Annotated in this window: 14 protein-coding genes; 6 read left to right on the forward strand and 8 right to left on the reverse strand. The window is 43.0% G+C overall.

What is annotated here, in order from left to right; translation table 11 throughout:
- Window positions 1-122: 122 nt before the first annotated feature.
- Window positions 123-2,393, reverse strand: coding sequence for an ammonium transporter (amt, locus tag ACYQ28_RS14365; protein WP_460051395.1), 2,271 nt, complete (start codon window positions 2,391-2,393; stop codon window positions 123-125).
- A 675-nt stretch (window positions 2,394-3,068) separates the two neighbouring features.
- On the opposite strand from amt, the gene ACYQ28_RS14370 reads away from it, so the two are divergent.
- The 4 genes from ACYQ28_RS14370 to ACYQ28_RS14385 all read left to right on the forward strand — a co-directional run bounded on the left by ACYQ28_RS14370 (window position 3,069) and on the right by ACYQ28_RS14385 (window position 5,452).
- Window positions 3,069-3,998: an AEC family transporter gene (locus ACYQ28_RS14370; protein WP_460051393.1), complete on the forward strand. Its 930-nt coding sequence runs from the start codon at window positions 3,069-3,071 to the stop codon at window positions 3,996-3,998.
- Window positions 3,999-4,292: 294 nt separating this feature from the next.
- Window positions 4,293-4,583 (forward strand): hypothetical protein, encoded by a 291-nt coding sequence (locus ACYQ28_RS14375; RefSeq protein WP_460051391.1) that lies wholly within the window; start codon window positions 4,293-4,295, stop codon window positions 4,581-4,583.
- Between the two features lie 161 nt (window positions 4,584-4,744).
- A complete protein-coding gene (locus ACYQ28_RS14380; RefSeq protein ID WP_460051390.1) occupies window positions 4,745-5,089 on the forward strand; it encodes a hypothetical protein in 345 nt (114 codons plus the stop codon).
- Window positions 5,090-5,116: 27 nt separating this feature from the next.
- Window positions 5,117-5,452 carry a hypothetical protein gene (locus ACYQ28_RS14385; RefSeq protein WP_460051388.1) on the forward strand — a complete coding sequence of 112 codons (336 nt, stop codon included), beginning with the start codon at window positions 5,117-5,119 and terminating at the stop codon, window positions 5,450-5,452.
- A 293-nt stretch (window positions 5,453-5,745) separates the two neighbouring features.
- Here ACYQ28_RS14385 and ACYQ28_RS14390 read toward each other — a convergent pair whose 3' ends face one another.
- Both ACYQ28_RS14390 and ACYQ28_RS14395 read right to left on the reverse strand, forming a co-directional pair.
- Window positions 5,746-7,461: a vanadium-dependent haloperoxidase gene (locus ACYQ28_RS14390; protein ID WP_460051386.1), complete on the reverse strand. Its 1,716-nt coding sequence runs from the start codon at window positions 7,459-7,461 to the stop codon at window positions 5,746-5,748.
- Between the two features lie 1,227 nt (window positions 7,462-8,688).
- Complete coding sequence (locus tag ACYQ28_RS14395; RefSeq protein ID WP_460051385.1) at window positions 8,689-10,764, reverse strand: M13 family metallopeptidase; 2,076 nt, start codon at window positions 10,762-10,764, stop codon at window positions 8,689-8,691.
- Window positions 10,765-11,657: 893 nt separating this feature from the next.
- Here ACYQ28_RS14395 and ACYQ28_RS14400 point away from each other — a divergent pair.
- Both ACYQ28_RS14400 and ACYQ28_RS14405 read left to right on the forward strand, forming a co-directional pair.
- Window positions 11,658-12,893, forward strand: coding sequence for a DUF2855 family protein (locus ACYQ28_RS14400; protein ID WP_460051383.1), 1,236 nt, complete (start codon window positions 11,658-11,660; stop codon window positions 12,891-12,893).
- 279 nt (window positions 12,894-13,172) lie between these two features.
- Window positions 13,173-13,979: an ATP-binding protein gene (locus ACYQ28_RS14405; protein ID WP_460051382.1), complete on the forward strand. Its 807-nt coding sequence runs from the start codon at window positions 13,173-13,175 to the stop codon at window positions 13,977-13,979.
- Between the two features lie 213 nt (window positions 13,980-14,192).
- Here ACYQ28_RS14405 and holA read toward each other — a convergent pair whose 3' ends face one another.
- The 5 genes from holA to ACYQ28_RS14430 form a co-directional block, all read right to left on the reverse strand.
- Entirely contained in the window at window positions 14,193-15,242 is a 1,050-nt protein-coding gene (gene holA, locus ACYQ28_RS14410) for a DNA polymerase III subunit delta (RefSeq protein WP_460051380.1), read from the reverse strand.
- Window positions 15,243-15,344: 102 nt separating this feature from the next.
- Window positions 15,345-15,905, reverse strand: a complete 561-nt coding sequence (locus tag ACYQ28_RS14415; RefSeq protein ID WP_460051379.1) for an LPS-assembly lipoprotein LptE — start codon at window positions 15,903-15,905, stop codon at window positions 15,345-15,347.
- Between the two features lie 114 nt (window positions 15,906-16,019).
- Window positions 16,020-18,623, reverse strand: a complete 2,604-nt coding sequence (gene leuS / locus ACYQ28_RS14420; RefSeq protein ID WP_460051377.1) for a leucine--tRNA ligase — start codon at window positions 18,621-18,623, stop codon at window positions 16,020-16,022.
- Between the two features lie 218 nt (window positions 18,624-18,841).
- Entirely contained in the window at window positions 18,842-20,491 is a 1,650-nt protein-coding gene (xrtE, locus tag ACYQ28_RS14425) for an exosortase E/protease, VPEID-CTERM system (RefSeq protein ID WP_460051376.1), read from the reverse strand.
- A 383-nt stretch (window positions 20,492-20,874) separates the two neighbouring features.
- Window positions 20,875-21,171 carry a hypothetical protein gene (locus tag ACYQ28_RS14430; protein WP_460051374.1) on the reverse strand — a complete coding sequence of 99 codons (297 nt, stop codon included), beginning with the start codon at window positions 21,169-21,171 and terminating at the stop codon, window positions 20,875-20,877.
- Between the last annotated feature and the right edge of the window lie 606 nt (window positions 21,172-21,777).

Raw genomic sequence — 21,777 nt, forward strand, 5'->3', positions numbered from 1 at the left:
TTGGTCGGGAGAGGTGCTGACTCTACCAGCTGGCCTCTCAACTACCAATTGCACTTATTATCTGAAACCGCGAATTATAAGAATGTCTGATTAACACTTTTATGATTTATTCAGACGTTCTTTTAGAATAATTCAATATCACCAAATTTCTGTTCAACTTCTACAGGCTTGTCACGACTTTGATAGCGTCTAGTTTCATCTGAGCTGAATTCTGTTTTGGTAAAGGATGAAATTTCTTTTTTAAATTGAAACATTTCGTTCTTTAATAATTCACTGCTCTTTTTAATGTTTTGGCTAATGTCGTAATTGTTTTCGCTGATTTTAGAAACACTGGCGATTTGGTCTTGCATGAAGCTAACCTGCGTATATTGGTTTTGGCAGGAATCCGCAACGGTTTGGCTGAGCGTTTCTAAAGCATTAACACTATCAATAATTTTGTTCAGAGATTCGCGGGCGTGTTGGGCTTCTTCTGCGGATTCACTGGCGTCACCGGCGTAATTTCTTAACGCCGTCGCCGTTTTACTGCTTTCATCTTGCAGCTCCAAAATTTGTGTAAGAATTCTTTCGGTAGCGCCTCGGGTTTTCTGTGCCAGCTGTCGAACTTCATCGGAGACCACCGCAAAACCTCTACCGTGTTCACCGGCACGTGCAGCTTCAATGGCGGCGTTAAGGGCTAATAAATTGGTCTGATCGGCAATGGATTGAATTAAATCGACCACATCGGTAATAGATTCTACCTTGCTTGATAGAGTGGTTGCTTGTTCGCTGGCGTGATTGAGTTTTTCGTTAAGGTTGGTGACATCTTCGGTTAATTCTTGGATTTTATTAACGTTGGTCTCAATAAATCCTTTCGCCTCTAACGCTTCTACCATACCTTTGTTAGCTTGGTTTTGCATGTCTTGAGACTGTTCTAACAGCCCTTTCATAAGTTGCAATATGCGTTCTGAGCTGTCGCGTTGTAACAGGCTGGATTGTTCGGCATCAAAAGATTGGTCCGATATATTCGAGACGGTGTCTTGAGCAACCTGACCAACATGATGCATTCGTTCGATACTGCTTTCGAACTCGTCCAATAAAATATTAAAAGCAATGGCAGTTTCACCGGCCTCAGTGCCGTTTTCGACGGGGGCTCTAAGGCTCAGGTTTTTTTTTTCGATAATGTCCTTCATGGTACGCATTGTGTCGAGCCACACGGTTTTTGCGCCGTGTTCGCTAACATTTAAACCAAGCTGCTCTTCATCTGGCGTGACTCGTAAATCACGGAAAAAATGCAGTGCGCCATACATGACTAATCCGGTACCGAACGCCCAGAGAAAATAAACACCAACACCTTGCAATTGCACCAACAGCTGAGCAAATTGGCTGCCCGTTGGCAGTACATCCGGTGACGCTAGAGCAACAGCAATGGTGCCCCAAGCGCCAGCACCGGCGTGTACCGAAATTGCGTTGACCGGATCATCGATTTTCACAACGTAGGTTAAGAATCGATCAAAGGCGTAAACAACTACAGCGCCAATTGCCGCCGCGACAATAGCCATATTCGGTGACAGCACCGCACAGCCTGCGGTAATACTGACCAAGCCAGCGAGTACTCCAAACAGAGTGTCTTCAACACTGACTTTGCGCTTGTTAGCGATCATAGAAATGACAATAGCGACCAGTCCACCGGTGGAACCGGCGAGTATGGTGTTAAGCACCAGGTGAGGAATGGATGCGTCGGCTGTTAAAGCGCTGCCGCCGTTGAATCCAAACCATCCTAAAAACAAAATGAATACACCGAGGGTTGCCAGTACCAGATTGTGACCGGGAATCGGCTGTGGTTTGCCATCTTCATCGTAGCGACCGATTCTTGGCCCCAGCACTATTGCAGCTGCTAGTGCGATCCAACCACCGACACTGTGAACCACAGAGGAACCGGCGAAATCGACAAAGCCTTTTGCTTCTAACCAGCCTTGTGTTTCTGAACCAAACGCGCTGCCCCAGGCCCAGTGACCAGAGATTGGGTAGATAAAACAACTTACTAATAAAGAGCCAATAATATAGGCGTTAAATCGGGCGCGCTCGGCTATAGCTCCGGCAACAATGGTGGCAGCTGTGCCGACAAAGGTTGCTTGGAAGACGAACAAGGCAATTTGCCGAGGTGTGCTGGTTTCAGCACCGGCAAAGCCACTAAACGCAAACCAGCCGTTGCTGCTATGACCAAACATTAAACCGAAGCCAATAAACCAAAAACCCATAACGGAAATAAGGAAGTCGGTGACATTTTTAATGGCAACGTTGTAACTGTTTTTGGCGCGCACCAAGCCCGACTCCAGCATGGTGAACCCGGCTTGCATAAACATGACCAGTATTGCAGCGGTTAAGATCCACAATAAGTCGAGATTGAGCTGCATTTATATCTCCGTTAAACACTGGATCAATACATGAGTGCTTTGTTTAAAGTGAAAGTGTGAATACATAGGGCGTAATGCAATTTGTCATCTACGGATTCTTCAGTATAGAAAACTCTGGATTAAGTGCAGGTTCTTTAAGATTGAAATTTAGGTTGCTGATTTCTAATTTACAAAACTTGGGCAGTGCCGTTGTGTTACTGCTTGTAAGAACAAACTTTAAGAACCACTGATTAACTCATTAATGATTTGATCAAAATGAAAAAATTGAATATATGATTTTTGATTTTTAATGATTTCAATGACTTACCTTATTTCAAATTAGTGGCCACTCCTTGTATTTCTGAAGGTTCAGGGATAACAAGACTTGTATTTGGCTAATTTATATTTCTTTTATATAAAGGAAATTCTGATTAACCTAGAGTTTCTCGCGACACAAGGATGTGTCGTCAATTTCAAGAACTGTAAGTGATTGAAATTGTGAAGAAATTGGAAATCACATTTTCAATTTCTGTCCTCTGATTAAATCAAGGATGAGTTAATCAGAGGTTCCTAAAGTATTAGGGTTTTCTCAGCTCTTATTGGTGTTGTGTTTCAATCACCACCAAATCCTATAAATTGCATTAGACGCAAGTATCGCTCAGCTTTACTCTAGATAGATTCTGAATGGGTGATGTTATGTCTGCGGTTGTTAATACACTTTTGCCGATCTTTGCGTTGATCTTCATCGGCTTTTTGTTTCGTAAGCTTAATTTTCTGGGTGAAAATTCCGCATCCGAGCTAAATCGTTTTGTGGTGTGGTTGTGTTTACCGGCGCTGTTATTTAAAGCCACGGCAAGCGCCAACTACGCAGATCTATGGCAGCCGGAATTTATTTTGGTGATCACCATTCCCATGATGCTGGTGTTTGCGGCAACGCTTGTGTATCGAAAGTTCTGTAAGGTCGCAACCGCCGACGCCAGTATCGATGGCTTAAGCGCTGCTTACGCAAATTTCGGTTATGTGGGTATTCCACTGTGTTTATTAGTCTTTGGTGAAGAAGGTTTACAGCCCGCATTAATCTCAACGCTGCTTGTGGTGTGCGTGTTATTTTCGGTGGCGGTTGTTTGCATTGAAATTGCCATCCAAAACGAAGCGTCTTTTATTTTAGCCGTAAAAAAAGTAGCCCTAGCGTTGATTAAAAATCCACTGGTGGTGAGCCCATTTCTGGGCATTTTTTGGAATACCACCCAAGTTGGCGTTGCGCCTTCGGTACTGCAATTTCTAACCTTATTAGGCAGCGCTACAACACCTTGTGCTCTTGTTTCTTTAGGACTTTTTCTCGCCCACAAACAACCCAAAGCTGTATCCGGCACAGCTTCAATTGTTTTTATAAAACTCATTATTCACCCCATGATTGCCTGGGTGCTTGCCTATCACATTTTTAAACTGCCAAATCTCTGGGCAAAATCTGCCGTGTTACTGAGCGCACTTCCCACAGGAACAGGCCCCTACATGCTCGCCGAATTTTACCGGCGCGACGCAGCACTCGTATCGCGCAGCGTATTATTTTCAACGCTGGGTTCCGTAGTGACTCTATCGGTGTTATTACTACTGTTTGCGGATTAATTTATATCTCAGAGAAATAGTCATTTGACGGATTTAAATCTAGCGTTTTCGAGCAGGGTAGGTAATTCGATGGATGTATTGAATAAATTAAAAAAAGTATTCCGCGCTGTTTAGAAAATTTCATACCTGTGACGTGACTCCTTCTGACCCTGAATTTGATGGTAAAGAATATTTTCATAAGTCTGTAATGTGCAAGTGTACCGGTACTTTTTTAAAGTTTTTGGGTATCGATTCAAAGAGAAATCTGGCTTTATTTTCAAAAAAGAAACCTTTTTTGATCTCCCGCCTGTAAGTTTGCTTTGCAAAAATTGTGGTTGTCTTAAAGTTTTATTTGATCCCCAAAAGGACGGTTACGATGGTGAGCTTGGGTATGCCGATTATTTAACGAAATCTGATGAGTTGGTGGAATTAACCAGCGAATATGGACTTATTGCTGTCACCTATACTTTTCAGGGTTTAAATAATTACGAAGAACTGTCTTGGGAAGGTGTGGAGCGGTTGTATGATTACTTCGATACTTTCAGTGTGCTTTATATCTTAGGTGACAGGACAGAATGTATTATCGATTGCGAGAGTAATCTCTAATCACTCTTGTATATAGAAATTTTCTACGTTTTCTAAATTAATACTTTAGTTCTCTATTTTTAATAATTTCTTGCGATATTAATTCTCTATTAAAACCGCCAAAATTCAATCCGGTATTCGATTGTTCGGGTTAAATAATATTCAGGTTTATTGGGATTTTTATGAAGAAATTATTTTTAGGATTGGCGTTAGGTTTGACTTCTGTGCTGTCTTGGTCAGCTTTTGCTGAAAATATTGCCTTTGGTACTCTAGAGGGAATCAAGGTGTACGATTACGCTAACAGCAAAGTTACCCGCCTTTATTTTTCGGATTCTGCTACCTATCAAAATGTGCCTGATTGTAACGGCGTTGCTAATATCACGCACAGTTTACATTCGCCAGAGGCGTTGGATCAGTTTGTATCCATTGCCTTTTCTGCTTATATCGCTGGCAGAAAAGTCAGAGCGTTCTCATCCAATGACACCTGTGAAGTGGATTTTCTTGCGATTCAAGAAAGCTTTTTTTAGTTCGTGAATTATTTATAGAGAAGCATTATGAAGATTTTTAGAAACATTGCTATTGCATGTTTAGCTTGCTTTGTGTCTGTAAATGCATCGGCGGGTTATTCGGGTTTAGCAAAGATTCTTACAATTCAACCCCATGTTGGTGATCGTGTTTTTATAAAAACCGAGACTCACAATGAAGCGCCTAGTTGCGCTCAAGATTTACAAGAATGGGCAATTGATCTTACAACTGAGAGCGGTAAGGCATTTTATGCAGCTGTTTTGGCTGCGGCCTCGCAAAATAAATCGGTAGAGGTGCATGGATCGCATAATTGCACTAATTGGCCCGATCGCGAGGATGTTTTATTTATTGTTGTGCCGTTTTAATTTTTTGCGACTTATAAAAAAGCCAGATCATTGATCTGGCTTTTTTTGTGGCTCTTGTTTTTCGACCTTTAATTGGCTTGTTGAGTTAGGCCAATTTCACTGTAAAAACTCAAGATTTATTTAGGAGCCTCTGATTAACTCATCCATGATTTAACCAGAGGACAGAAATTGAAAATGCGATTTCCAATTTCTTCACAATTTCAATCACTTACCGTTCTTGAAATTGGCGACACATCCTTGTGTCGCTAGAAACTCTAGTTTAATCAGAGTTTCCTTTACTCGATAATTTTACATTAAAGAGCAATAACTTGTCCGTTTTGAATCAGGATTCGAGTGCCGTCGAACTTGGTTAGTGTAAAGCCGCCGAATTGGTCTTCGTTAACTAATACCGAAGAGTCTCTCAGCAGGGTAATGGCTTGTTGCTCGCCAACCAATAAACCTTGTACACCGTCTTGACGGTAGTGAACACCTGCGCCATCACGACCAAGAGCGATGTTGTTAGCGAGCTTATTGATTTCGCCGCCTAAAGTTAGGTTGTCACTGCCGGTGTAGGCTAGCAAACTCTCTCCGGTATTGTTCGCCTGTACTGGGTTTGGAATTACGAAGCTTTCATTAAACAACGCTTTTAACACAGTGGCACAGGCGCCGGAGTAACAGGCGTGACCGGCTGGGAACGATGGGTGGGTTGGAGAACCTTCGGTAAAGGCTTGTGGACACAATGCGGTACCGTTGGCGCTCATCAAGCGAGAGACTACATCAGATTCTAAAATGTCCGTGTGCAATTCGTAAGTACGCTGGCCTTTCATCATAAAGTTAACGCGACCTGCGTAAGCTTCAGGGCGTAGGAAGCGGTTTACACGCCATTTATGGAACCATGCGCCGGTTAAGGCTAGGTTACCCGCACGAGCTACTAGGTCGAGAATATAAGGTGCACCGAAGGTTGCGAAGGCTTCTTGATTACCGCCCGACAAGTATGGGAAGTTTTGTTCAATCGCGTCTGGGCCGTAAGACATCATTACCAAGGCAGCTTGTATGTAGGCTGAGAAGGTAAGGTCGCGGTGCACGTATTCAGCCATGGAGCGGGCGTTGTAGATGTAGCGTTTGATAGGATCGAACTCTAGTGTCTCGTTCGGTGTTGCACCTTTTTGTACGTTTAACCAGTTGGCTTCGTCAACCATAAAGTTAACGCCTTCAACGCCTTTTTGGTAACGCTGCACGACATCGACCGATCCGTAACTGAAGTCTTTTAACAGTAACTGAGAAACATAAGGGCCAACCAAGTCGCCTGCGGTTTCTCCACGGAAAAGGTTAGCGGTAGTTGTCGCGCCGTTATTAAACGAGCCTGGTGTTACTGTGAAGCTATTTAAGTCGGCAACAGCGGCGTTGGTAAGTTCGTCGGTATCATAGTCGATGAAAGGCACATCACGAGTAACTGCTTGCCAGTAGACTTCAGCCATTTCACCGGCGATATCTGGGCTACGAAAAGTGTGCGACGCATTGATGCGAGTTGCGTGGTTATCAAGACCGGAGAGTTCGTATTTAAACGCTGCTTGCGGAGAAACTAGACCGCGATCAGATGAAGAATCAAGAACAATTGCTTGGAAATCGGCTTCTGCGCCGGTACGCATGGCCCGTTGCAATTGGCGGTAAGAAATTGGATCTACTTCACCAAACGTATTACAAGGCAAGCATTTTGAATAGTTTGCGTAGTAGTTTTCGTCGGCGTAACGACGTTCATCGTTATTATCGAACTGAGTTGGCAAACGCAGTGTTTCGGCAAACTGTTGGTTTGCTGCGCGGATTTTAATTTCGGCAGCACGAAGAGCTCGATTGCCCAAAGGGCTGGATTGTTCAAACTGGAATGGATTGAAATCATCGGCTTTTGCGGTGTTAGCACCAAGAGCCGCTCCTGCGGCAATTGCTGCACCTGAAGTTGCGCCTAGCTTTAAAAAGTCGCGACGAGAAGTTTCGGTTGTTGCTTCTGTCTCTTGATTTTTATCTGTAGCCATTTGTGTAGATCCTTTTATCTATCCATTAGGTGACAAAAAAATAAAAATTTTTTGCTGAGTGATTTGGTAAATAAATTCAAGACAATCCTTGTATTATTTATTTTTAATTCCTTTATTTTATGTCTTTCGCATAGAAGTGAGTTTTCAATTTTATTGAACGCCCAATAATTTCTATTGAGTGAAAAGAATGCTATCACAAGAATTAATAGAGGAAAGTCACGGTAGAATTTTCGAGAAAAAATAGCTTGATTAAGTAAATATTTAATTAGCGTTTTTATTGGAATTGCTGAATGTTTGAGCTTTATTTTTCAGTTTTAGTCAAAAAAATGGCTGATATAAAAGATTTGATAAAATCAGTTAATTTGAAGTGTTAAATCGTCTTAACAGAGACTGTTGTATTTTTCAAAAGTTTGTGTATTAAATATTTATTTCTGCTGAATTTTTTTAGATTAATTTTGCTTGCTGTGGTCTATTTTTATGTTGTAAGTTTTTGGAATTATAATTCGTAGCTTGTATGCAATGATGAACGATTAGTATAAGCAATGATTGGTTCGGGTTGTGATGTCGCTGTTGTTTTATGATTAATTTCTAATAAGTATTGTGTGTAAATTTATGTTTTAACATTATCTGGTTTGTGAAAATTTTGTGAAAATAATGGTGTTATTTTATTTTTTAAAGAGTTTTATTTGTTTTGTTGCAGCTTAATTTTAGCGCCAGCTAAAATGAGAGTAAGCAACTCTTCAAAATATCCATAATTAATTTTTATATAAGCAAATAATGCGTGTGTATGCCGTCGGCTTCTCTGGGCTATTTAGAAAGTTCGATAATGCGCAATTAATCTAATTGATGTTGGGAGTGATACGTTTGTGTGCACAAGCCTCCGGTTAAATTACGGAGGAGTGAATCCTAGGCTCTCGTGAGCGATAAGATTTTTTCAGATAATTATTGCAGTGAGATTGTTGCGCAAAAGTACGTGAATACGAGGTGGTTAATTACGGCTATTAAAAGGCTGTTCAAAATTAGTATTCCTATTTATGACTATTTTTAAAAGGAATTTTCTAATATCGGAATGATAATGTGATGAGAAGAGAAGAGAAGAGAAGAGAAGAGAAGAGAAGAGAAGAGAAGAGAAGAGAAGAGAAGAGAAGAGAAGAGAATAATTCCAGACAAAAAAGCCACCTTATATAAGGTGGCTTTAATAGCTTTATCAAGAGTAATTCGTGTTGATTACCAAATTTTTACCTGTTCTTCTTTCGGTAAAAATAGGCCATCGTCTTTTTCTACACCAAAGGCTTCGTCAAACTCAGGCATGTTTTTAACCACACCATTAACGCGATATTGATAAGGGCTGTGCGGATTGGTTTTAACCAGAACCGTTAGGCTTTGATCTGTGTATTTACCACGGAAAGCCTGAGCCCAACCAATAAAAAAGCGCTGCTCGCCGGTAAAGCCGTCAATTTCTGGCGGTGTTTTACCATTAAGCGATAACTCATAAGCTTTATGCGCTATGGTTAAGCCGCCTAAATCGCCAATGTTTTCCCCTAAGGTTAATTCGCCATTAACGTGTAATCCTTCTAATGGCTCGTAGGCATTGTATTGGCTGACCAGTAACGCGGTGCGCTCTTTAAAGGCTTCGGCGTCGGTTTCTGACCACCAGTTTTCTAAAGCGCCGTCACCGTTGTAACGTGAACCCTGATCATCAAAGCCGTGGCCCATTTCGTGGCCAATAACACCACCAATGGCGCCGTAGTTAATGGCGTCGTCGGCTTCTAGATCAAAAAACGGCGGCTGTAAAATTGCTGCAGGGAAAACGATTTCGTTTTTGATGGGGTGGTAATAGGCGTTGACGGTTTGTGGTGAAATAAACCATTCGTTGGGGTTAATTGGGCCGCCCAGTTTGCTGATGCCATCCATAAAATCGAAATTGTTGGCAGAAATGTAGTTTTCCACCAAATTGTTGCTAACTTTCAATGACGAATAATCTTTCCACTCGTCTGGATAACCAATTTTAGGTCTGAATTTATTCAGTTTTTTAATGGCTTGTTCTTTGGTTTCGTCGGTCATCCAATCGAGCTGTAAAATACTTTCTCGATAGGCTTCACGTAGGTTCTCTACCAACGTAATCATGCGAGTTTTGGCTTCCGGCGGGAAGTGTTCTTTCACGTAAATTTTACCGATGGCCTCACCGAGAGTTTGGCCGGTGAATGCGACCGCGCGTTTCCAGCGTGGGCGTTGTTCTTCTGTGCCGTATAGAGTTTTGCCAAAGAAGTTAAAGTTTTCATCGGCAAAGGGTTCGCTCAAATAACTCGAAATGTGAGTGAGTGTGCGCCATTTTAGATAGAGCTTCCACTCTTCAAGCGATGCGGTCTCAAAGGTATCGATAAAATGCGAGAGATACGACGGCTGAATAACCACTAGGTTGTCGGTGTTTTTGATGCCGGTATTGGCTAATAACTTGGGCCAGTCAAAGCCTTTGTACTCGCTGCTTAAAGCGGTTAGAGCGGTAGGGTTGTAGGTTTTAACGGCATCGCGGCTTTCTACTTTGGTCCAGTGACCTTCTGCCAATTTACTTTCAAAGGCAATTACACGCTCGGCGCTGGCTTGCGGCGCTGTGAAACCGGCAAGTTCCAGCATTTTGCTAACGTGAGCTTGATAGGCTTCAAGAATACCTTGGCCTTTTTCAGACTCGTCAAAGTAGTAGTCACGATCTGGCAGCGATAAACCTGACTGATACAAATAAGGCGCATAGCGGGTTGGATCGCTCTTGTCGGAATCAACGTAAATGCCAATGGGTGAAATCTCGCCCATCATCCAAGGCTGAGTGATATAGTTTAACAGCGCTTGTTTGGAGTTGATGGCATCAATATCTTTGGCAATTTTAAGATAGGGTTCGGCGCCCAAGGCGTTAACGGTTTCTAGATCCAAAAAGCTCGAATACAAGGCTCGAACTTTTCCCTCTTCTGTGTTCAAGTCGGTGCTGCCATTTGCAACCAAATCTTCCAAAATGGCTTTTACGTCTTTCTCTGATTGGTCTCGAAGAACCGAGAAGGTGCCATAACTTGAGCGATCGGAAGGAATTTCTGTGTTATCCAGCCACTGACCGTTCACAAAGCGGAAGAAGTCGTCTTGGGGGCGAACACTGGTATCCATCGCAGAGAGAGTAATGCCGGATGCTTGCGGTTGGTAAACTTCGGTTGAGTGATTACTTTCGCAGCCAACTAATGTGGCGATTAAGCAGGCGGCGGCGAGCTTGGTAAGCTTACGCGGCTGCGCTAAGGATGATAAGCGGATAGCAAGAGTCATAAAGTTTCTCAGTGTTGTTCATTCTAAAATTGGTCATGTAACGACCGATAAAGCAAGGCAGTTAAGATCGTACAAGTCAGTTAAGATCGTAATAGGGTCTGTTTATTTGTTAAGCAAATACAGGCTCATTCAGTATCGTTATCGAACATTTGTCCTAAATTTGTCCCAATATTCATTTTCTTTGATAAATGAAATATCTCTGACTTCTCAGTGTTATTTGGGTTCGTATGTAAAACGTTTGTACACTCAACAGCCGTAATCTTGTCTTTATAGGCAAGTTAGAAGACTTTTGAAGACTTGTTTAAACGACAGCCGATTCCCGAATCTGAATCTAGAGATATAATTAAGGACACCGATTGTGAAGAAAGGGTTTACTACCTATACCGCTCGCGTGTCGAGACGGCTTTTCAATATCCATTTGCGGTTGTACGCGTAGGTTGGGACTATTATTAGTCGTGAAAGCGGGTTGTGAACCAAGCAGAGTGTGAACCAGGCAGAGTGTGAACCAAGCAGAGTGTGAACCAAGCAGTTTGTGAACACTGATAGCGTGTTTTAAAGAATAGATGGCAGAAGATTTTTTGTAGAAGATTAAAGCTGTGGCAATACGTATTTATCGACGCTCGTTTTAATGAAATTCTTTTTACCACTGGGTGATGTTTTACAAATAATCCCGCGGCTCTTCTTATATAAGCTGGGATTGCTGGAAACGGCTCTACACAGGTAAGAAGATAGGTTTAAAGAAAGTAGATTTTTGTAAATTCGCTATTGAATTTATGTTGATCACACACGCTTTTTGTTATTTTGTACGCTGTATATCAAAGACCTTGGTTACGCTAGATCGATTATGCTGAATCGATAACCCTAAATCGCGGGAAAAACTTACACTTATTTTCATGCATAATATTGCTCTTAAATTAAATGTGGACAAACCCACAGACCTCAGTGTTTTTAATGAAAACATTGCTGCGCGTCGTTATTCGAGTCAGGGGCAATTTTTAGCAAAGATCGAACGTTTTGCGTTTTCTGGTAATAATCTCCGACGCTTAGAATCGTCACTTGCTAAATCTTCGGTTTTATCTTCCCGAGATCAAGAATTAAAAGTTTGGGGATACGCAGAGATTATCGATTCCCATCATCGGGCATTTACGGTTGGCCAAGGTTTTTATGGCTGGTTTCCCATGTCGCGATATTTTATTGGCAGTGATTACAGCGTTATTGCCGATGAATATTCGTTATTTTCAGGCAGTTCAACTGCATCAACCAACTTGTCTGGGTTTGATATTTTTGCCCAACCGGAGGAATACTTTGCGGGCGAGCATTTTACATCGATGGTAACGGCTTCAGAATCTGAAGCTTCTCGGGTGTTAATGACGTCTCGATCACACGTGTTTGGTGGCCAGCCCGAAAACGCAGATAACGCAGTATATTCCTTCGAAGAATTTGTAATTCCAGAAATTCATTTGTTTTTATCGCCCATTTTAAAAACCGTTTTTGCGCTGGCTGAAACATTGCGATCGGAAAATTTTAAAAACGCCGACACCCTTATTTTTACCGGTGCGGCCAGTAAATCTGCGTTGGCCTTGGCTTTTATTTTAAAATATTGGCGGACGTACACCTACAAAAATAAAATTCCGAAAATTATTGGTTTAACCTCTACCCATCATTTAAATCACGTCAAAAAGCTAGATTATTTTGACGATGTTTTTAATTACCCTAATTTGCGTGAAATTCAATTGTCTAAGGGTACGTTGATTGATTTTACTGGTAATTTGCAAGTATTAGGCATGCTGCATTTTTATCTCAAGCAAAAACTGGGTTATGTGTACAGCATGAGTAACTTAGAATCTGCCGCCGATGAAATCTTGGCCATGAGTGATGCTCAAAATCATTTGTCCCTGCCTGAAGGCGAGTTTTTTGATGGTCGAGATTATTACAGTGCTGCTCGTGCTAATTCCGATATTTGTAATCTGGTGCAACGCTATCAAGAACATTCGGTGATTGTGTGCGAGGCGTTTTCGAACTGGTTAGCGCCAACTCTGCTTTCCGGCCCGGAAGATGTTAGGTGGGCGTATCGCCAATTGATGGCAGGTAAAACCGATCCACGCGTTGCTTATCTTTGCCAGTTGTAGATTATTTCGCGGTATTTATTCTTGCCTTTCTTTTCGCCGTTTTTGGTATCCTAGTCTAGCGACAGAATTCTGGAATTTCTGATGAACGACTTCAAGCGACTGTTCTCGGAGCTCAGGCAATAAATTCGGAGTTCAGGCAATAAATTCGGAGTTCAGGCAATAAATTCGAAGTTCAGGCAATAAATAATGTACGGTTAATAAAACGTTTTATTAACGCAGGCTTCACTGCTGCAAAAAAGACGTTCCATTAACCAAAATACCAAGTAGTTGGATTACTCTATGACACAAGCGCCAAGTACGCTCGACTGGAATCTTCACAAAGCCGCCATTTGGCGACCCAAGCGTGGTTATTTAAAACCGGTTACTCGCTTAGATGCTATTTCGCTGGATCATCTGAAAAAAATCGAACGTCAAAAATCTCTGATTATTGAAAATACCGAGCGTTTTTTAGCAGGAAAACCGGCCAATAATGCTTTGCTGTGGGGAGCTCGCGGCACGGGTAAGTCCAGTCTGGTAAAAGCATTGCTCAATCAATACGCCGATCAAGGTTTACGTGTTATCGAGATTGATAAGGCAGACTTGGTTGATTTACCGGAGATTGTCGATCAAATCATGGACAGTAAATATCGCTTTATTGTGTTTTGCGACGATCTTTCCTTTGACGCTGATGAAAATACCTACAAGCATTTAAAAAGTGTTTTAGAAGGGTCGATTGAGTTACCGCCCGAAAACGTCTTGCTGTACGCAACTTCCAATCGTCGGCATCTTATCCCGCAAACCCAACGCGATAATCAAGAAACCTTATCGGCGAGAATGGCAGATCCAGAAGTTCACTATTCCGATACCGTTGAAGAAAAGTTATCGTTAGCGGATCGATTTGGTTTGTGGTTATCTTTCTATCCAATTACCTGGCAAGAATATTTAGACATGATCGATGTGTTGTTTGCAGAATCGATTGCCGAGGGCGCTTGTGACAGAGACGATATTCATACGCAGGCAAAATTATTTGCCAGAACACGTGGTACCAACAGTGCCAGAACAGCAAAACAGTTTTACCAGGCTGTGATCAATAAATCGCACGAATAATTATGCGGTAAATAAAGAAAGTTTTGAGTTAACAAAGCTTTGGAATCTCTGATTAATTCATCCATGATTTAATCAGAGAGCAGAAATTGACAACGCGATTTCTAACTTCTTCACAATTTCAGTCACTGACCGTTCTTGAAATTAGCGATACATCCTTGTGCCGTTAGAAACTCTAGGTAAATCAGAGTTTCCCTTTCTTTATTCCGACAATCTTTATTGCAGCGCAATTAAATCTAAGCTGGGTGGCAGGGTAATAACACCCGATAAATGCAGTACCAAATCGGTGAGTTCGTCCCAAGGCGAGGCTTTACGTAAGCCTTTTACCGCGCGATCAATACCGTTGGCTTTTCTGAGTAAATGCATTAAATGTTTGTACGACAAGCGTTGCAGTGCTGATTGAATTAGCGGTGCGCGCTTATCCCAGATACGGTTGGCCTTCAACGCCTGAGAAATAGGTTGACCCTTATTCACCGCTTCGCTAATGCTCGCGAGAGTGCGTATTTCTCGGGTTAGTGCCCACAAAATAATGATGGGTTCGGTGCCTTCGCTTTTAAGACCTTGCAGTGTTTTTAACGCGGCTTCTGTTTTGTTCGAAAGTGCTTTATCCACCAAACCAAACACGTCGTACCGAGCGCTGTCACCGACCGCTGCGGCCATTAAATCGGTGGATATTAAGCCGTCTTTTGCGGCCAATAATACGAGTTTTTCGATTTCTTGTTTGGCAGCCAGTAGATTACCTTCCACCTTGGCGGCAAGCATTTCTATGGCTTCTGAAGACGCATTGAGTTTTTTTTGTCTCAGGCGTGTGTTGATCCAATCGGGCAGTTGTTCTGAAGTAATTGGCCAAATCTGAACCGTATCGCCGTTGTTTTCTAGTGCTTTAAACCATTTGGCTTTTTGTGCGCTGGCATCCAGTTTGGGGGCAGTAATTAGCAACAAGGTGTCTTCTGGCGGAGCTTGGCAATATTGCAAAAGCATTTTTGCCCCTTGCTCACTGATTTTGCTGGTGTGTAGATGAATTTCAATGAATTTGCGTTCAGCAAACAACGACAAATTTGCCGCACTGGCAAAGACTTCGTTCCAATCTAAGCTAGCATCGGAATAATATTTCTCACGCTCGGTATAACCTTGTTGAAAGGCTTGGTTGCGAATTTCGTCGCAGGCCTCTTGTTTGAGCAGTGGTTCATCGCCAAAAATGCAATACATTGGCGACAACTGCTTGGCGATGTGTCTAGAGAGTTGATCGGCGCGAATTTTTGCCATTAGCTTTGGGGTGCTCTAACGTTTACCTTAAATTATCTAACGTTTTTGTATCTAGAAACTTCCGATTAACTCAACCATGATTTAATCAGAGTTCCTTTCAATTTATTGCGAAGCGTTAGCGGGATTTAATGTTTCTACCGGCGCTGATTCTTCTTGCGGATCATTTTCACGATTTAAGGCAACAAAGCGATAGCGTCGTAAAATTTGCTGCGCCAATTCATTTCTCAATTCGGTTTTCACCAACTGTTCTTCGGCATTTTTACCGGCGACATTTTGTCGATCAAAGCCGTAGCTTCGGCTTACGGTAATTACGCTGGGTTTACCAATAGTCAGGCCTTCTTTATCTTGCAGTAAAAAATTAACCGAAATCGATAAGCTAATGCGCTCGGCAAGGCCGTCGGAACTTACCGCAGACACACGACGTTCTTCTTTTTGATCGGACAGCGTCAATGCGTAGGAGGCGTACTCTAAAGTTGCAAATTGAATATTGTTGGCTTCAAAGTTACGGCGAATGGTTTGGCTTAACACTGGATCAATGTTTTGTTGGGTTAAGCTGATGGTCTGTAAGGTTTCTGGCAGTGCGACACTGCCACGCAGGTGCCAGCCGCAAGCACTCAATGTTGCCATGAACAAAATAATTAAGATTAATTGGATTGGTTTCATTGAAATGCCTTGTGCGCATTTGGGCCGTTAACAACAGCGTTTGAAAGAAAAGATATTGCGAATCATGTCAGCAAGGTAACTCATTGAGCTACCTTGCTTAGTAAGGCGTTGGTGTTATTTCACCGCAAAGGTAACCAGCTTACCTTTGATGACCTTATTCATTTTAATTTCTTTGCCTTCCAGAAATTTAGCCACGTTTTCGTCGTTGCGAGCGGCGGTTAATATTTCTTCGTCGCTGGCGCTGGCTGGCATGTCGATTTCGCCACGCACCTTGCCATTTACCTGCACCGCGTAGTGAAGTGTATCGCGAACCAGTGCGCCTTCATCGGCGCGCGGCCAGCTGGCGTTAACGATGCTATCGCTGTGGCCGAGCATTTCCCAAAGACTGTGACAAATGTGCGGAACGATTGGCGCTAGCAATAAGGTCATTGATTCTAGTGCTTCGCGTTCTACGGCAAGGGTTTCTGGGCTGGCGCGGTCGGCAAACTTAGTCACATCGTTTAATAATTCCATAACCGCAGCAATAGCTGTGTTAAAGGTTAAACGTTGGCCGCAATCGTCAGAAACCTTTTGAATGGTTTCGTGCACTTTACGGCGCAATTGTTTTTGTTCGCTGCTAAGAACTTCGGGGTTAATAGCTCCCGGAGTGCCGGCTTCAACGTGGCCGTAAACGGTTTTCCAAAGTCGTCGTAAGAAGCGGCTGGCGCCTTCTACACCCGAGTCGTTCCACTCCAGAGTTTGCTCTGGTGGTGCTGCGAACATGGTGAACAAACGCACGGTGTCGGCACCGTATTGTTCTACAGCAGATTGTGGATCAACGCCGTTGTTTTTCGACTTAGACATCTTGGTGGTGCCACCCAATTCCAGTGAACCGGCTTCTGGGTGGCTGGCGGCGATGACTTTACCTTTGTCATCTTTCTCTAAGACTACGTCGGCTGGATTAAACCAAGTTTTGGAACCGTCTTCGTTTGCTTTGAAGAAAGACTCCGCCAAAACCATGCCTTGGCAAAGTAAGCGCTCGAAAGGTTCGTCACAGCTGACTAGGTTTTCATCACGCATTAATTTGTGGAAGAAGCGCGCGTACAACAAATGCAGAATCGCGTGTTCGATACCACCGACGTATTGATCAACGGGCAGCCAGTAATCTGCGGCGGTTTTATCCAACATGCCACCTTGGTAGTCAGGACAAGTAAAGCGCGCGTAGTACCAGCTCGATTCCATAAAGGTATCGAAGGTATCGGTTTCGTGTTCGGCGTGAATACCATTCACGGCATCGGCTTTGCGCCACTCAGGATCGGCTTTGATGGGGGATTTAACTCCGTCCATTTCGACGTCTTCAGGCAGCAATACCGGTAATCGATCGGCTGGAACCGGAATTTCGGTACCATTTTCTAAATTCAACATTGGAATTGGCGCGCCCCAGTATCGTTGGCGAGAAACACCCCAATCGCGAAGGCGATAGTTGGTTTGCACTTCGCCCTTACCAATGGATTTTAAGTGCTCGGCAATTACCGAAAAGGCTTTCTTAAAGCTCAAGCCGTCCCAGTGCTCAAAACCGGCACCGGAATTCATTAGCTCGCCTTTTTCGGTGATGGCGGCTTTGCTTAGATCGTCGCTTTCGGTGCCTTTTACCACTTGCTTAAGTGGTAAGTTGTATTTTTGGGCGAATTCATAATCGCGTTGATCGTGCGCGGGTACGGCCATCACTGCACCTGAGCCGTAATCCATCAAGACATAGTTCGCAATCCAGACGGGAATCGGCTCACCGGTGATTGGATGCTTGGCATCAATACCTGTGTACATGCCTTTTTTATCCATGGCCGCCATGTCAGCTTCGGCAACGCTTTGGTTTTTGCATTCAGAAATAAACGCCGCTAATTCGGGATTACTCTCAGCAAGTTCCAAAGAGATTGGATGTTCAGCGGCCAAACTAACGTAGGTCACGCCCATAATGGTATCGGGACGAGTGGTGTACACACTGAAGCTATCGACGTTGGCGATGGTTTGAGGAAGGTCGAACCACAATTCAACACCTTTGGATTTGCCGATCCAATTGCGTTGCATGGTTTTTACTTGTTCCGGCCAGTTTGGTAGCTTGTCTAGGCTCGACAATAATTCTTCGGCGTAGTCGGTGATTTTAATAAACCACTGTGGAATTTCTTTACGCTCAATTAAGGCGCCAGAACGCCAGCCACGACCGTCAACCACTTGTTCGTTGGCTAATACGGTTTGATCGACGGGGTCCCAGTTAACGGTGGCCATCTTTTTATAAACCAAGCCTTTTTCATACAAGCGCGTGAAGAACCATTGCTCCCAGCGATAATAGTCATTTTGGCAGGTGGCGAATTCGCGCGACCAATCGATACCGAATCCCAAACTTTTCAGTTGAGACTTCATGTATTCAATGTTGCTGTAAGTCCATTTTGCCGGTGCGGTTTTATTCTGGATGGCAGCGTTTTCTGCGGGTAGACCAAAGGCATCCCAACCCATTGGGTGCAGAACGTTTTTACCTTGCATGCGTTGGTAGCGGGCAATTACATCGGTGATGGTGTAATTGCGCACATGACCCATATGCAGTTTGCCGCTGGGGTATGGGAACATGGCTAGGCAGTAGTATTTTTCTTTGCTGCTGTCTTCGGTAACTTTAAACGTTTGTGCGGATTCCCAAAACTGCTGAGCTTTTGACTCAACGTCGGCGGGGTTGTATTGATCTGTCATCGCAGTAACTGCACCTGTTGCGTAAAAATGGGTTTCTTCGAGAAAGCTGGCAATTATAGGTATTTGCTACCGATAAATCGACGTCGAGTTTAAGGCTTTGGCCAATGAAGTGATTAGGCTAGTAAAGATTGCCGAAAGCCGGGTTGTTCACGGCGGTGATTTTCACCGTTGAGTTTGACCCAAGCCGCAAGCTAGCGGTGGTCGAAAATACCTGTGATTTAAAGATACGACCACTGACCAAACCCCAGTGCATACACACATAATGCGCCGTTGGTAATAGCATGGCAAAACACTGCTGACGTTAAACCGTAACGATAACGGGCAAGGGCATAAATAAGACCTGCTAGAGTTCCGGCCAGCCATTGGCTGTGAATAAAGCCAAACGCAAGAGAAGAAACCGCCACAGCCATTAAGCTCACCGCCGGAGCTGAGTTTTTAATACTGTGCCCCGAAATTCGGCTCAGTAAATAGCCACGAAACATGAGTTCTTCAACGATGGGAGCGACTATGATCGAGCCAAAACATCGAATAACAATCCAAATCGTAGTCATTAATGCGCTTTGTTGACCAAAGCCTTCAACGAGTTGTGCGTTGTAATCGCTGTCTTCTGGAATCAACAGTACCCAGAGTACAGCGGTGATGAGTCCGAGTAGTAATGTTTCAAGCCAGAACGAAAACGACAGCTTATAACTGGGTTTGAGTGGAAACCGTTGCCAAAAGTAGACGATGGCGACAGCGGTGCCCAGCGCTTTTACTGGATACAACCAATTGGGAATTCCTTCGTCAAAACCGGCAATCAGTGAGCACAACAAAAAGACGATAAAAACACCAATAATGGCCGTAGCGGTTTGGTCGGCATTCTCTGCGGCTGAGTCATTGGTTGCATAAGATGAAGTAGGAATGAGCTCCGCTGTTTTCTTCTTAATAAAAGGTAGGCGGTCAAAAACATAGATAATCAACAAGGCGAGGGCGATAAACGTAAACCAACCGGCTTGGCTGTGAAATCCGCCAATGGCGAAATCGCGATCAATAAACTCACCAATAAAGATCAGCATGCAGATACGAATTACGTTTAATAACCAGCTGATGCTCAATGCGATGGGTAACAAGATCAGCGCTATAGGAAAGCGCAGCTGCTGACGATACAAAAACAAATACAAAACCGTAAAACAAAATGCCAAACCCATGCCTTCGATACCGGAACATTCTGATGAAATGTTCACTACAAAGTAATCGATACCTAAGTTTAAGTTTTCAGGATCAGAGTGAACCTCACCAAATACCGTGAAAAGAATCTTTTCCGCTAGATGAAAAGTTGGCGCTATAAAAGAAGGCCAAAGATTCTTCGCCAGTAAGGATGTACTGGTAACGACGGTCGCGATAGATGCTGAGATTATGATTGTGGCTCGATTTCTATACATTCGAGCAAACCAGGTTTGGATCGGATAAACCACGGCGCTGCAGGTTAAAAAGACACATGCCGCCAAGAGCACCCAAGCCGCAAACAATGACCAGAAGATCGTTGTGGTTTCCGGTGGTTGGGTGAATAAAGCTTTGGTTAGACTATAAAAGCCCGCATACAAAACTAAGTTGACGATAATGAGTGCAATTGCTAAGCGAGCGGTTACTCGATTTTTTAGATGAGCGTCAGAATTGTTATGGGGTGCGGTTTCGGTCTTGTCGTGGGTCAATAAAACAATCAAAAACGCACCAAAATAGGCGCTTAACCAAACGATGACCAACGACAGGTGAGAAAATAAAAATCCTGCCTTACCCTCAAAAAGCTGCTGTAGCGGCTGCGCGTCAAAGCTTAAGCTGATTAAAAGAACTTCCAGTAAGAGTATTCCAATAGCTACCGCTCTAAACATGCCTGTCTCTTAAATTTCTGTTGCGCCACTGTGGATAAACGTAATACGCCTTTTCAACAAAGGATCCATACAATTTGGGTTACACGATATCTTAAACTATTTAAGGAAAACTTTAATTAGCCTAGCGTTGCCATCGACACCAACAATGTATTGCCGATTTTAAGAACGGCAAATGATAGGCGTTAGAGCAAATCATGGAGACGTTAATCGAAGGTTCCTAGGCGGTGTTTCTTTTAGTGACTTTACCAATAATGGTGTTTGGATGTGTAACTTTTGGCGATGAAGTAGTGGTTGATGCAAAAACAATCAAACACTCAGCGAGTTGGTAAATTGCAGACAAAAAAAACGGAGCCGAGGCTCCGTTTTTATCAGCGAGTTAAAAATTAAACCGCTGGAGTGTTTTCTACGCGTAGCTTGCGACGACGACGTTCTGCACCTAAAGCGATAGCACTTAATACGATTGCGGCAGATAATGGTGCAGCTGCTGCGTTCAACTCAGGTACTGGAGCTGGATCTTCTGGCTTATCTTTAGGCTTTTTACAGAAGAACCACAAGAAACAGCCTGGTTTTGGCTTCCAGAAGTAATCAAAAAAAGTGGCTTGTTGGCTACCAAATGCGAACGCAGATGATGTAGAACCGAGAGCGACTGCTAAAACGATAGTTTGTACTACTGCTTTCATGGCGTTTCCCTTTGCTTAATGCATGTCGTGTGACAAATTTGTGAGATTCGATGTGTTTATAGACTAGGTCTATGACCAGAGGCCAGCGAGTTTCTCAGCCTCTGATGAAATATTCAAAATATCCAATAAATCGATAAGATTGATTAAATATTGAGCTCTTTGTTTAATGATTATTTTTTTACGTTTGCTCGTAAATGTGAATCATGTCACTTCGTAGTCGATGGATATATGATCACAGTTGTTACGAAAGGTGTCAACTGGCGTCGTGGGCTTTTTTAATAACCGTACTTGTATTTTTACAATTACTTACATGTGAACAAGTTCACAATTATTAAGGAAAATAATCGTACAGGTTAAAAAGATATTTTAAATAAATCGAACACGCCTTTTATCGCTAACATCGATAAAGTTGAATGTTTTTTAAACATCCTGATGTTTGCTCAATATCAAAAAAAAGCAACTTATTTAAATTCATTATCTGGCTAATGGGTAAGAAAATTTTTTTAAATCTGTTTATTGGTTTTTTTCATGGATCGTGGCGAAGCCCTAAATAAAGAGGGTTGGTTTAGGGCTTTTTTCGCTTTTCTAACATTTATTAATGTTGTT

Source organism: Sessilibacter sp. MAH1 (assembly GCF_054658315.1).